Raw genomic sequence first — 14,147 nt, forward strand, 5'->3', positions numbered from 1 at the left:
GTGGCAACCAGTATCACGTATGAAGATAGGCAGGCCATTGCGCATTGACAAGCGCGCGCCCGTCGCCGCTGCCGCTGCACTGTTAAACGGCTTCGAACTCGGCGACGGAAGACTGCACGCGGCGAACACGCTGTTCAGCCGGCAGGCGTACGTGGGGCTGTCGCGCAACCGCTACGGCACGCTGACCTTCGGCAACCAGTACGCGCCGCTGTACGACACGATGGGCGACACCTTCGACCCGCTGACCGTCGGCAACTACTGGCAGGACAGCTGGACGTACAACGGCATCGGCAACTTCCTGACGGTGCCGAACTCCGTCAAGTACCAGTTCTCGTACAACGGCTTCAGCGTCGACGCGATCTACGGCTTCGGCAATCACGCCGGCGCAATGGGCCTCGACAGCACGTACGGCGTGGAGCTGACCTATGCGCACGGTCCGGCGTCGATCAACACGGGCTTCCACCAGACCTCGGTGTCGTCGTTGAACGGCAATTCGGTCAACGGCGCGAAGGTGAACTTTGTGCACGTGAGCGGTGCGTATCAGGTCACCCCGGCCGTGTTGCCGCAGCGGTAAGAATTTCCGGAACGATCCGACACGCTGCAACGACGGCGCGCGGCGAGCGCGCAGAGCCGTGCGCCCCAGGCGCACCCGGCATGGCAAATCTGCTCACCGCGATCGAGCGGCTTGGGCATCGACGGCCAGAGCGGCATTGCATAGATTCCCAAGGTTGGTGCGCTTATCCGCGCGCCACGCCACGCGCGCGCCGGCAACCGGTCGCGCGTTCCCAAACAGCGTGAGACACAATCGAGCGTGGAGACGACACGATGAGCCTGTCAGAGCCATTGCGTCTGCATGTGCCGGAGCCCACCGGGCGCCCGGGCTGCAAGACGGACTTTTCCTATCTGCATCTATCGCCGGCCGGTGCGGTGCGCCGCCCGCCGATCGACGTAGCCGCGGCGGACACCGCCGATCTCGCCCGCAGCCTCGTGCGCGTGCTCGACGACAGCGGCAAGGCCGTCGGCCCGTGGGCACCGGATCTCGACGATGCGCGGCTGATCGCCGGCCTGCGCGCGATGCTCAAGACCCGCATTTTCGACGCGCGCATGATGATCGCGCAGCGCCAGAAGAAAATCTCCTTCTACATGTTGAGCCTCGGCGAAGAGGCGATCGGCACCGCGCATGCGATGGCGCTGCGCGACGGCGACATGTGCTTCCCGACCTACCGCCAGCAGAGCATCCTGATCGCGCGCGACGTGCCGCTCGAGCGCATGATCTGCCAGCTGATGTCGAACGAAGGCGACCCGCTCAAGGGCCGCCAGCTCCCCGTGATGTACTCGGACCGCGACGCGGGCTTCTTCTCCATTTCCGGCAACCTCGCGACGCAGTTCATCCAGGCGGTCGGCTGGGCGATGGCGTCGGCGATCAAGGGCGACACGAAGATCGCGTCCGCATGGATCGGCGATGGCGCGACGGCCGAATCCGACTTCCACACCGCGCTCACGTTCGCGCACGTGTACCGTGCGCCGGTCGTGCTGAACGTCGTCAACAACCAGTGGGCGATCTCGACGTTCCAGGCGATCGCGGGCGGCGAGGGCACGACGTTCGCGGGGCGCGGCGTCGGCTGCGGGATCGCGTCGCTGCGCGTCGACGGCAACGACTTCCTCGCGATCTACGCGGCGTCGAGCTGGGCGGCCGAACGCGCGCGCCGCAATCTCGGCCCGACGCTGATCGAGTGGGTGACCTACCGCGCGGGCGCGCATTCGACGTCGGACGATCCGACCAAGTACCGGCCGAGCGACGACTGGTCCCATTTCCCGCTCGGCGATCCCGTCGAACGCTTCAAGCGTCACCTGATCGTCAAGGGCATCTGGTCGGACAGCGCGCACGAAGCGCTGACGGCCGAGCTCGAGGTCGAGGTGATCGCCGCGCAGAAGGAAGCGGAAAAATTCGGCACGCTGGCCGACGACCGGATTCCGTCGCCGGCCTCGATGTTCGACGACGTGTACAAGGAGCTGCCCGCGCACCTGCGCCGTCAGCGCCAGGAACTGGGAGCATGATCATGGCGCAACACGAGACAGGCACGGCGACGCAGCCGATGACGATGATCCAGGCGCTGCGCTCGGCGATGGACGTGATGCTCGGGCGCGACAGCGACGTGGTCGTGTTCGGGCAGGACGTCGGTTATTTCGGCGGCGTGTTCCGCTGTACCGAAGGACTGCAGAACAAATACGGGAAGTCGCGCGTGTTCGATGCGCCGATCTCCGAAAGCGGGATCGTCGGCGCGGCGGTGGGGATGGGCGCATACGGGCTGCGCCCGGTGTGCGAGATCCAGTTTGCCGATTATTTCTACCCGGCATCCGACCAGATCGTGTCGGAAGGCGCGCGGCTGCGCTATCGCTCCGCCGGCCAGTTCATCGCGCCGATGACGATCCGCATGCCCTGCGGCGGCGGCATCTACGGCGGCCAGACGCACAGCCAGAGCCCGGAGGCGATGTTCACGCAGGTGTGCGGGCTGCGCACGGTGATGCCGTCGAATCCGTACGACGCGAAAGGGCTGCTGATCGCGTCGATCGAGAACGACGATCCGGTGATCTTCCTCGAGCCGAAACGGCTCTACAACGGGCCGTTCGACGGCCATCACGACCGGCCCGTCACGTCGTGGCTCAAGCATCCGTCGAGCGCGGTGCCCGAGGGCTACTACACGGTGCCGCTCGATACGGCCGCCGTGGTGCGTCCCGGCAACGACGTGACGGTGCTGACCTACGGCACGACGGTGCACGTGTCGGTCGCCGCGGCCGAGGAGACCGGCATCGATGCGGAGGTGATCGACCTGCGCACGCTGTGGCCGCTCGACCTCGACACGGTCGTCGCGTCGGTGCGCAAGACCGGGCGCTGCGTCGTGGTGCACGAGGCGACGCGTACCTGCGGTTACGGGGCGGAACTGGTGTCGCTGGTCCAGGAACATTGCTTCTACCACCTCGAGGCGCCGGTCGAGCGCACGACGGGCTGGGACACGCCGTATCCGCATGCGCAGGAATGGGCGTACTTTCCGGGCCCGGCCCGGGTCGGTGAAGCGTTGCGACGCGTGATGGAGGCGTGAGATGGGGATTCATGTCATCAAGATGCCGGATATCGGCGAAGGGATTGCCGAGGTCGAACTGGTGGCCTGGCACGTGGAAGTCGGGCAGACGATCAAGGAAGACCAGCCGCTCGCCGATGTGATGACCGACAAGGCGGCGGTCGAGATTCCGTCGCCGGTGACGGGCAAGGTGATCGAACTCGGCGGCCGGATCGGCGAGATGATGGCGGTCGGCAGCGAGCTGATCCGCCTGGAGGTCGAAGGTGCCGGCAACCTGAAGCCGGGCGCAGACGTGCGCGAGGCCGCTGTGGCCGACGCAGCCGCTGTCGCGGCTCCGGCAGCGCCTGCGCCCACGGTATCGTCCTCGGATGCGGGGCACCCGGCGAGCCGCGCGCCCGCCGAACCGCGGCGCGCCGAGCACGCCGCGCCGCCGCGCGCGGCACTCGCGCCGGGTGAGCGGCCGCTCGCGTCGCCGGCCGTGCGCCAGCGCGCATGGGACATGGGTATCGAGCTGCGTTATGTGCGCGGCACGGGGGAAGCCGGCCGGATCCTGCACGCGGATCTCGATGCGTATGCGGGCACCGGCAGCCGGGCAGGCGCCCAGCCTGCGCGCGGCCATGACGAACGGACCGACGAGACCGAATTGCCGGTCATCGGCTTGCGGCGCGCGATCGCGCGCAAGATGCAGGAAGCGAAGCGCCGCATTCCGCACTTCAGCTACGTCGAGGAGATCGACGTCACCGAGCTCGAATCGTTGCGTACGGATTTGAACCGCCGCTACGGCGACACGCGCGGCAAGCTCACGCCGCTGCCGCTGCTGATCCGCGCGATGGTGATCGCGTTGCGCGACTTTCCGCAGATCAACGCGCGTTTCGACGACGAAGCGGGGGTCGTCACGCGCTATGGCGCGGTGCACATGGGCGTCGCGACGCAGACGGACGGCGGCCTCACGGTGCCGGTGCTGCGTCACGCGGAAGCGAAGGACGTGTGGTCGATTTCCGCCGAGATCGCGCGGCTCGCGGACGCGGTGCGCACGAACCGCGCGCAGCGCGACGAACTGAGCGGCTCGACGATCACGATTTCGAGCCTCGGCGCGCTCGGCGGCATCGTGTCGACGCCGGTCATCAATCATCCCGAGGTCGGCATCGTCGGCGTGAACCGGATCGTCGAGCGGCCGATGATCCGCGACGGCGCGGTCGTCGCACGCAAGATGATGAACCTGTCGTCGTCGTTCGACCATCGTGTCGTCGACGGCGCGGACGCGGCCGAATTCATCCAGGCGGTGCGCGCGGTGCTCGAGCGCCCGGCACTGCTGTTCGTGGAGTGAGCGCAATGAAGAACGAACACACCACGCTACTGGTGATCGGCGGCGGCCCGGGCGGCTACGTCGCCGCGATTCGCGCCGGCCAGTTCGGCATTCCGACCGTGCTCGTCGAGCGCGACCGCCTCGGCGGCACGTGCCTGAACATCGGCTGCATTCCGTCGAAGGCGCTGATCCACGTGGCCGACGCATTCGAACAGGCGCGCGGCCATGCAGGCGAGGGCGCGCTCGGGATTCGCGTGCGCACGCCCGAGATCGACATCGCGAAAAGCGTCGCATGGAAGGACGGTATCGTCGACCGGCTCACGCGCGGCGTCGGCGCGCTGCTCAAGAAGAACGGCGTGCGCGTGTTGCACGGCGACGCACAGGTGGTCGACGGCAAGACCGTCGACGTGGTCGCCGGCGGCCACACGACGCGAATCAGTTGCGAGCACCTGCTGCTCGCGACCGGTTCCGAACCGGTCGCGCTGCCGACGATGCCGTTCGGCGGGCATGTCGTGTCGTCCACCGAGGCGTTGTCGCCCACGACCTTGCCGAAGCGGCTGGTCGTGGTCGGGGCCGGGTACATCGGGCTCGAACTCGGGATCGTCTATCGCAAGCTCGGCGTCGACGTGAGCGTCGTCGAAGCGGCGGAGCGCGTGCTGCCCGCGTACGATGCCGAACTCGCGCGGCCGGTCGCCGATTCGCTCGCGCGGCTCGGCGTGCGGCTGCTGCTCGGCCACAAGGTGCTCGGGCCCGCGGAACAGGGCGCGGTGCGCGTGCAGGCCGTGGACGGCGCGGAGCAGACGCTGCAGGCCGATCGCGTGCTGGTTGCGGTCGGCCGCCGGCCGCGCGTCGACGGCTTCGGGCTCGAGTCGTTGCCGCTCGATCGCAACGGCCGCGCGCTGTGGATCGACGACGAATGCCGGACGTCGATGCGCAACGTCTGGGCGATCGGCGACGTGGCCGGCGAGCCGATGCTCGCGCATCGCGCGATGGCACAGGGCGAGATGGTGGCCGAGCTGATCGCCGGGAAGCGCCGCAAGTTCATGCCCGCGTCGATCCCGGCCGTGTGCTTCACCGATCCGGAGATCGTCACGGCCGGCTGGTCGCCGGACGACGCACGGGCGGCCGGTGTCGATTGCGTGAGCGCGTCGTTCCCGTTCGCGGCGAACGGGCGCGCGATGACGCTGCAGGCGACCGACGGCTTCGTGCGCGTCGTCGCGCGGCGCGACAACCACCTGATCGTCGGCTGGCAAGCGGTCGGGCGCGGCGTGTCGGAGCTGGCCGCGGCGTTCTCGCAGTCGCTGGAAATGGGCGCGCGGCTGGAGGACATCGGCGGCACGATCCATGCACATCCGACGCTCGGCGAGGCGATGCAGGAAGCGGCGTTGCGGGCGTTGGGGCACGCGGTGCATATCTGACGGAGGGCGTCGGCACGGGTGGATGCTTGCGCGGAGTTCAAGCGTTGGGGGTTGCCGGCGTCGGCGGTGCCGGATGCGCTTGCCCGGTATCCGGCATTGCCGCCCTGACGCGCCCGACACGAGGCGAATGACGCATGGCGATGCGAACGTCCGCCTGCATGCCCGGCGGCGACGGGAAAGCCGGAACTGTGATTGCGGTGTGGGACAACGACGCTATCCGGCGGTAATCTGTATGAAGGCGTTCCTTTTGCACCGGTTTTCGGGTGTTCCGACTGACAGGATCCGCTGCTGATTACCCCATCTGCCGGCCTCCATGCTTACGATTGCGTTCGGATCATAGTTTCCTATTGGTGTTCAATTGGCGACGAAATAGGTATTTCACTCAATTTTAAACGTTAAAGCGCGCATCTAACCTTGATACGCGTCCCTCCTCGTGCCTGAGATCGGATGCTTTCGCGCCCCGGCTGGGGATATCCCGTGGCCGGGGCCTTTTGTTTCTGCCCAAGGGGGCGGCGCACCATTCGTGCAAAAGTCTGGCGGATTGGATCAGTCTCATGACATGCGGCTTCCCACATGAGGATTGCCAGATTCCGCACGAATCGAACGATCAGCCCTCAATGCCCGATGTAGGGAATCCGGTATCGCGCCGTCGCGGCCGCGCTCGAGGTGGGGCGCGGCGTCGCATCTCGCCGGAGTACGCGGCGCGCGGCACGCGCATGACGGCCGTTACGGCCGCGATCCGCTGCAATTGCGTCTCGATCACCGCCGTCGCCAGTTTCTGCTCGGACCGCGCGCGGATAGCAAGCAACCTGCCGCCTAACGATTTCAAATATTCCCCGTCCGAAAGACGCGCTATTGTTTGCGCTGAATGCAAGCGCAAGCGAGGCGAGTGAAGCGAAAGATACTTGCAACTTTCGGTCGATCGCCAGACGCCTTGTGGTCCAGATGCGTCCGGGAGAGGACGAGATGTTGTCATTCCGAGTCGATAATTTCATTTTTGTATTCTTTTTTGCATTTTGCCTTGCAATTTGCAAAAAATCACGCGTTCTGCGAATTGACTTTTGGAAGAAGCGGCCATCTTTTGTTTGGATGGTCGGCCATTTAAAACATGCGAGAACGTTCGGCTTAGACAGAGGGGCCCCAAGCTGATTGGGCTACGCAGTGACGGACCGGAGTTTCAAACTGGGCATCGTGCTGGACCTGAACACCGATTCAGAAGGCGCTCTCGCATATTGCGGTGCTGAGATTGTCCGGAAAACGCGCAATTCTGGCCCTACATAGCCGGCTGCAGTGATCGGCGCGTTATTCAACAATGTGTGGCGATGTGCCTGATCATCCCATAAATTGATCTTTTAGAATTTCGTGTGTGAACGGGCTGCAGATTTCTGGATTTGTGCGGAAAAAATGCCTATATTTTCATGGTCGGTCGGCATCCTCGAAAAGAGGATGGCGTCTTCTGATTGCAAAATAATCTATGAATTTGACGAAAAACATCAAATAGTTGCCCGCCGTCTTTATCGTGATGTGCATCGAATTCTACGATGCTCTGCATGTGTGCCGAAGAGAAATGGGGTAGAGCCGGGCGTCGTTGCATAAAACCGTCGGCTGCGAAGCTTGTTGACGTATGTGCGCAACAATTGCCGGGGTGTGGCTGTTAACAATTCGGGTACCTGCGTAGATTCTCGATTTTTTCCGCGAATATGCGCAGGGACAGGAGCAGGACGCGCGAGCCGAAGGCGTGCTACCGCGTCAGGAACTGGGCGGCCTGCAACGCCGGCCAGATCAACCGAGGTGAGGTCACGATGTGGATCGATGAAGCCGCGCTTGCGTGGACACCCCGCTCCAAACCGAAGTGTGGGCGCCCGCGCCTCTACAGCGTCGCGCTGATCCAGGCATTGCTGGGCCTCAAGAGCGTGTTCCACCTGCCGCTGTGCGCTCTGCAAGGCTTCGCGCAGAGCCTGCGCCCCGGCTCGCCACCTTGCCCGCGCCGAACTGCACAGCGCTGTTCCGCAGTGCGCAAACGCTCGAGGTCCAACTGCCGAGCGTTCGCGACGGCGAACCGATCCATCTGGTGGTCGACCGCACGGGCGTGAAGGTCTACGGCGAAGGTGAATGAAAGGCGCGCCAGCATGGCTATTCGAAGCGCCGCACGTGGCGGAAGGCGCATCTCGCGCTCGATGCGAACACCGGTCAGGTCCGTGACGGATCGGACACGTTACGAAGCCAACGGACATTGTGACCGTGAAGATAATGCTTGTGGTCGGTTCTCTCGGTGGCGGCGGGGCGGAGCGCGTGGCAGCGACGCTCGTCAACGCGTGGGCGGAACGCGGCGATGACGTGACGCTCGTTTCGACGTTCTCGGGACGCGGCGATTGCTTCTACGAGATCTCGTCGCGCGTTCGCATCGTGTATCTCGCCGACCTCGTGCGATCGACCGCAACCGGCGCGCTCAACGCATGGCGACGTTTCATCGCGTTGCGGCGCTTGATCAGGACGACACGTGCCGACGTCGTGGTCTCGTTCCTCGCGCACGTCAACATCGCCGTAATCGCGGCGAGCCGTGGAACGGGCGTCCCCGTCATCGCCTGCGAGCATACGAATCCGATCGCGGCGCCGCGCGGCCGGTTCCAGCGATTCATGGCGCGCTGCCTCTATCCGCGTGCCGACGTATTGACCGTGCTGACAGCGGGAATCGTCGATCCGTTGTGCAAGGAAATCCCCGCGCTGCGCAACGTCGTCGTCCTGCCGAATCCGGTCGATGCCGACGTCCTGCGATTCTGGAAGATGCCGGGCGCGCCTGGTTCCCGCAAGCGCGTGCTCGCTGCGGGACGCCTGCATCCGATCAAGCAGTTTGACGTGCTGATCGATGCATTTGCCACGCTGGCGCACGAGTTTCCGGACTGGGACCTGTACATCTGGGGAGAGGGCCCGACACGGGATGCGCTGGCGCGACAGATCGGCGCGCTGAAGCTCGACGGCCGCGTGTTCCTGCCGGGAATGACGCGCGAGCTGTGGGCCGAAATGGCGAACGCCGACATCTACGCACTGACGTCGCATTTCGAAGGCTTGCCGATGGCGATGATGGAGGCGATGGCCATCGGCCTGCCGTGCGTCGCTTTCGACTGCCCGAGCGGGCCGCGTGAATTGACGCGGGACGGCCGTGACGGCGTGCTGGTCGACAGGCGCGATGTCGGCGGCCTCGTGGCGGCGCTCCGCGAGCTGTTCTCGAGCGAATACCTGAGAGGCGAATTGGGGCGTAAGGCGGCGGCGTCGGTGCGTGAACGGTTCTCGACGGCGGTCATCCTTGCGCGGTGGGATCGGTTGTATGCGCGCGTGGGCGCGATTCGGGGGCGATATGAGAGTGGTTCACGTCATCACTTGCCTTGAACAAGGCGGCGCCGAAGGCGTGTTGTTCCGCCTGGCGACGTTCCCGTCGTCGCAATCGACCGCCCATATCGTCGTCTCGCTGCAGGGGCTCGGGTTCTACGGTCCCAGGATGCTGGAGAAGGGGATCGCCGTGATACCGCTCGGCATGCCGAAAGGGCGCATCACGCTATCCGGACTGCACCGGCTGTATGGCGTGCTGCGCAACGCGCAGCCTGACGTCGTCCAGACGTGGATGTATCACTCCGATCTGATCGGCGGGCTGGTTGCGCGTTTCGCGGGCATCGGCAACCTTGCCTGGGGCGTCCGCCATGCGAACCTCGACCGGGACAAGAATTCTCCGATGACGCTGCGCGTCGCGAGACTGTGCGCGCGCCTCTCGCACCTGTTGCCGCGCGCCATCGTCAGTTGCTCGGAAGAGGCGACCGCGACGCACAAGGCATTCGGTTACGACGCGACGAAGTTCGTGAACATCCCGAACGGCTATGACCTCAATTGCTTCCGCGTCGACGCCAGTGCGCGTGAGGCGACGCGCTGCGCATGGAACATCGGCCCGGACGAGACGCTCCTCGGGTGTGTCGCGCGCTGGGACGTGCAGAAGGATCATCCCAACCTGCTCAGGGCGCTGCACATGCTGGCGCAGCAGGGATTCCGCGGCCGCTGCGTGCTCGTGGGCCGCAACATGGACGAGCACAACGCGGAACTGATGTCGCTTATTCGCGAACTCGGCATCGAACGGCGCGTGATGCTCGTCGGTCTGCGCGATGACATCCCTTCGATCCTCAACGCCCTCGACCTGCTCGTCCTGTCGAGCTCCGGCGAGGCGTTTCCGAACGTGCTCGTCGAAGCGATGGCGTGTGGGACACCCGTCGTGACGACCGATGTCGGCGACGCACGCATGATCGTCGGCGACACGGGTTGGGTGGTGCGCCCGCAGGATTCGGCCGATCTCGCGAGCGGCTTGCGGAGCGCGCTCGACTGGCTGCGCACGACGGACAGGGCGGCGCTCGCGGCGCGGTGCCGTCAGCGCGTCGAGCAGCATTTCTCACTTCAGAAGATGGTGTGTTCGTTCGAGCGCGTGTGGGCCGACGGATGCACGGTTCAGGATGTCGAAGTACACGCATTGAAGATTGGATAAGCGCGGTTGGCCGCCTGGGCGAGCAGCCACGGGCATGGACGGAATGATCGACAGGGATGCCGTCACGTCGGGAATATCGTGAGCATGAGCACAACGCGAAACTGGGGCGTAACGAACACGATGCGAGCGCTGGCTGTGCTCGCGGGCGCCTTGCTGTGCCGCGTGTCCGTGCATGCGACGGCAGGCGACGCGCCGCAACCGCGCAAGTTCCTGACGTTTTCCAGCCGCCTACCCGATACGTGGATCATGAAGCACGGGAGCGAATACGCATTCGTCTGGGGCGAAAGCGACGGCAACAAGCGCAATCCGGCACGCGCCGATGTCTGGAAGCGGTACGCACCGAACACCGTGCTGAGCACCTACTTCCCGTATGGCCGCGATCCGGCGCGCGCCGATCCCGCGAGCTGGGAGAAGTCGCATCCGGAGTGGATCGCGTACCGCTGCGACGGCGAGACGATGGCCAAGCTCTTCGACAAGCCCATCGTGCCGCTCGATATTTCGAATCCGCAGGTGGTGGCCTGGCAGGTCGGCAATTTCGTCAACGGCCAGTACCGCGACATCGCGCTCGACAACTTTTCGACCTCGAACGTCGAGCGTGATTGCGGCGTGAAGCGCAACGGCCGCTTTGTTCGCCAGTACACGGACGACCGCGCCGGCACCGAAAGATTCGCGGAAGCCAAGGTCGCGTGGCTCGAACGCGTGACTGCGCAATTGCATGACGCGGGAAAGACGGTGACGGTCAATTACCAGATCGATCGGCCGGTCGACTCGCCGCTGGTTGGCCGCATCACGAAGGCCGTCGACTCGGTGCTCACCGAGGAAATGTTTCCGCCGCGCCGCAAGGACCGCTTCAAGGCGATTCTCGACTACGCCGATCGGTTGAAGCGGGAGGACAAGGGCTTCTACGCGATCTATGAGATCGAGGCACCGTCCGCGGACAACGCGCAGTCGGCCATGGCCGCCTATCTGATCTATGCGTGGTCGAAGAGTGCCGTGTCCATTTCCGCCGTGCAGGACTACGGCAGCGAGCCCAAGTATGGTGGCTTCGATCGGTCGGTCGGCGCGCCGTGCGAGGAATACCGCAACAGCGGCGGCATCTATTCGCGGCGCTATGCGGGGGGCGTGACCGTGTTCGCCGATCCCATGTCGCCGGTCGCGGCCGTCTATCGCGTGCCGCCGGGCTTCAGCGATGTGTCGGGCAAGCCGGCGCCGTCGGCGCTCGAGTTGGAGCCGGGCGAAGGTCGGGTTTTTTACCGCACGGGCGTCATGACCTGTTAGTGAACGGGCGTGCGGATCGGCGGCAGGGGTGCGGATGCGCGTGGGTGAAGGGCGCGCGTGATGCGAGGCGACGGGAACGGGGTGAAAAAATGTTGAACTTCGTAGTGGCGATGCTGGCGTCCTTGCTGATCACCGTGCTGATCATCCGTTATCACGGTGTCAACCAGCGGTTTGCGGGAGTGGATTTCGACATGCAGGGTGTGCAGAAATTTCACGTGCGCCCGGTGCCGCGCATCGGCGGCGTCGGGATCCTGTTCGGCGTCGTCGTGTCGATCGCCGTGTTGTGGGGGCGCTATCCGACGATCGCGCGCGACCTGCTTTACGTGTGCCTGTGCGGCGCGCCCGCATTCCTTTCGGGCTTCGCCGAGGACGTGACGAAGCGCGTGTCGGCGCGTGCGCGGCTGTTCTGCACGATGTTTGCCGCTGGGCTCGGCTATGGGCTGCTCGATATCGCCGTCACGCGCACCAGCGTGCCGCCGGTCGACTTCTTGCTCAGCTACCCGATCGTCGCGGGCCTGATCACGGTCGTGGCGGTGGCTGGGCTCGCCAACGCCGTGAACATCATCGACGGATTCAACGGGCTCGCGTCGATGGTGTCGATCATGATGTTCGCGTCGCTCGCGTATACCGCGTTCGAGGTCCACGACGAAGTCGTGATGACCGCGTCGCTGATGATGATGGGCGCCGTGCTCGGATTCTTCGTCTGGAATTTTCCGGCCGGGCTCATCTTCCTGGGCGACGGCGGCGCCTACTTCCTCGGCTTTATGCTGGCCGAACTGTCGATCGTCCTGGTCCAGCGCAATCCGCAGGTTTCGGCCTGGTATCCGATCCTGCTGTTCATGTACCCGATCTTCGAGACATGCTTCTCGATCTACCGCAAAAAGCTGCTGCGCGGCATGTCGCCGGGCCTGCCGGACGGCGTGCACCTTCACATGCTCGTGTACAAGCGAATCATGCGCTGGGTGGTCGGAACGAAACAGGCACGCGAGCTGACGCAACGGAACTCGTTCACGTCGCCGTACCTGTGGCTGCTCTGCCTGCTGGCCGTCGGGCCTGCGACACTGTTCTGGCGCAACACCATCGTGCTGTTCACGTTCGTGGTGCTGTTCGCAGTCATGTATGTGTGGATCTACGCATGCATCGTGCGGTTCAAGGTGCCGAGATGGATCGTCGTGAGAGTTGGGCGACCAGAAGAACCGCGGACGCATGTTTCGGCTGCCTGACCGATATTCAGGCAACGCATCTCCGTGCAACAGGCATGAAGGAAGACATGCCGCAAGTCGCGGTGCAATGAACCGGTTGTCGTGATCCGGCGGTCTTGCCGGGATGGATGTTTGAAAGTCGGGGTGCCCGGCAACGAAGATAAATAACTATTTTTATATGTCACCTGGCCTATGCGTTTCCTTTCTCGTTTCGCGCGAATGACTTGCACGTCGGTCCTGCCGCTCATCATGGGTGCTTGCGCACTCGCACCGGGGATGCAGTTCGATCCGCATGCGTCGATCGATGCGGACGAACCGTCTGTCCTTCCTGTGGTTACCACCATCACGCCGGCCATCATCAGGCAGCAGCGCGAAAGCAGGTTGCAGACGTCGGGCGATGCATACAGGCAGTTGATGACCGCTGTTGCGCCGTATCGGATCGGTCCTGCGGACGTGCTGTCGATCATCGTGTGGAATCACCCTGAACTGGTCATTCCGAACCTGACCTACACGATCGGCGAAACGGCGGGTTTGCAGCCGTCGGGCCCGGGACTCAGTTCGCAGGCGGTCCCCGGATTCGCGGTCGGCGACGACGGCAACATCCAGTTTCCGTTCATCGGGGCGTTCCGCGCACAGGGCCTGACGACGATCGAACTGCAGCAACGATTGACCGTGGCGCTGCAACCGTACATCCGGTCTCCGCAACTGACGATCAGTGTGGTGGCGTACCGCAGCAAGCGTGTCTTTGTCGAGGGGCCGGTGGCGCTGGCCGGCGTGAAGCCGATCACCGACGTTCCGATGTCGCTGGCCGAGGTGCTCGGCGAGGCGAACGGCGTGCAGTCCGGCGTGGGCGACCTCAGCCAGATCGAACTGCTGCGGAACGGAAAGCGATTCCGGCTGAACCTGGGGGAGATGGCGGCGGAAGGCGTGAACACCGCGCAGATCATGCTGAAGGATCGTGACGTCATCCGCATCGTGCCGCAGACCTACAACCAGGTCTTTGTGACGGGCGAGGTCGGCAAGCCGACCGGGCTCCCGATGCATGACGGACGCCTGACCTTGAGCGATGCGCTGGCGAGCGTGCAGGGCGTGAATCCGAATTCCGGCGATCCGGCCGCGGTCTATGTGATCCGTGCAACCGATGATCCCGCTCGGCCGGAAGTCTTCCGTCTGAACGGCAAGTCGCCGGTCGCCTATGCACTTGCGGAGCATTTCGAGCTGAAGCCGAAGGATGTCGTATATGTCGACGCGACTGGCCTGACCCGCTGGAGCCGGATGATCAATCAGCTCGTGCCGACGGCAATCGGTGCGAATGCTGGCCGTGACGCCGTGAACTGATAC

General features: G+C 64.7%; 9 protein-coding genes and 2 pseudogenes. All 11 read left to right on the top strand.

Features of this window, described 5'->3' with window-relative positions; translation table 11 throughout:
- Window positions 1–76: 76 nt before the first annotated feature.
- Window positions 77–559, top strand: a pseudogene (locus WT26_RS00745) (porin); the annotation flags it as partial.
- Window positions 560–825: 266 nt separating this feature from the next.
- On the top strand, window positions 826–2,058 hold the full coding sequence (locus WT26_RS00750; RefSeq protein WP_059527360.1) for a 3-methyl-2-oxobutanoate dehydrogenase (2-methylpropanoyl-transferring) subunit alpha: 1,233 nt from the start codon (window positions 826–828) through the stop codon (window positions 2,056–2,058).
- 2 nt (window positions 2,059–2,060) lie between these two features.
- Window positions 2,061–3,101: an alpha-ketoacid dehydrogenase subunit beta gene (locus WT26_RS00755; protein WP_059527357.1), complete on the top strand. Its 1,041-nt coding sequence runs from the start codon at window positions 2,061–2,063 to the stop codon at window positions 3,099–3,101.
- Between the two features lies 1 nt (window position 3,102).
- Complete coding sequence (locus WT26_RS00760) at window positions 3,103–4,407, top strand: dihydrolipoamide acetyltransferase family protein (RefSeq protein WP_069271978.1); 1,305 nt, start codon at window positions 3,103–3,105, stop codon at window positions 4,405–4,407.
- A 5-nt stretch (window positions 4,408–4,412) separates the two neighbouring features.
- Window positions 4,413–5,804 carry a dihydrolipoyl dehydrogenase gene (lpdA, locus tag WT26_RS00765; protein ID WP_069271979.1) on the top strand — a complete coding sequence of 464 codons (1,392 nt, stop codon included), beginning with the start codon at window positions 4,413–4,415 and terminating at the stop codon, window positions 5,802–5,804.
- A gap of 1,700 nt (window positions 5,805–7,504) precedes the next feature.
- A pseudogene (locus tag WT26_RS35035) lies at window positions 7,505–8,004 on the top strand (transposase); the annotation flags it as partial.
- A gap of 41 nt (window positions 8,005–8,045) precedes the next feature.
- Window positions 8,046–9,191, top strand: coding sequence for a glycosyltransferase family 4 protein (locus WT26_RS00780; protein ID WP_060025654.1), 1,146 nt, complete (start codon window positions 8,046–8,048; stop codon window positions 9,189–9,191).
- A gap of 19 nt (window positions 9,192–9,210) precedes the next feature.
- Complete coding sequence (locus WT26_RS00785) at window positions 9,211–10,326, top strand: glycosyltransferase (RefSeq protein WP_231130441.1); 1,116 nt, start codon at window positions 9,211–9,213, stop codon at window positions 10,324–10,326.
- A gap of 120 nt (window positions 10,327–10,446) precedes the next feature.
- Window positions 10,447–11,604: a putative glycoside hydrolase gene (locus WT26_RS00790; protein WP_157380425.1), complete on the top strand. Its 1,158-nt coding sequence runs from the start codon at window positions 10,447–10,449 to the stop codon at window positions 11,602–11,604.
- Window positions 11,605–11,693: 89 nt separating this feature from the next.
- Complete coding sequence (locus WT26_RS00795) at window positions 11,694–12,827, top strand: MraY family glycosyltransferase (protein WP_059982395.1); 1,134 nt, start codon at window positions 11,694–11,696, stop codon at window positions 12,825–12,827.
- A 255-nt stretch (window positions 12,828–13,082) separates the two neighbouring features.
- Window positions 13,083–14,144, top strand: coding sequence for a polysaccharide biosynthesis/export family protein (locus WT26_RS00800; protein ID WP_059719109.1), 1,062 nt, complete (start codon window positions 13,083–13,085; stop codon window positions 14,142–14,144).
- Window positions 14,145–14,147: the final 3 nt, after the last annotated feature.

The sequence above is a fragment of the Burkholderia cepacia genome, from assembly GCF_001718835.1.
In the GTDB taxonomy this organism is placed as follows: Bacteria; Pseudomonadota; Gammaproteobacteria; order Burkholderiales; family Burkholderiaceae; genus Burkholderia; species Burkholderia cepacia_F.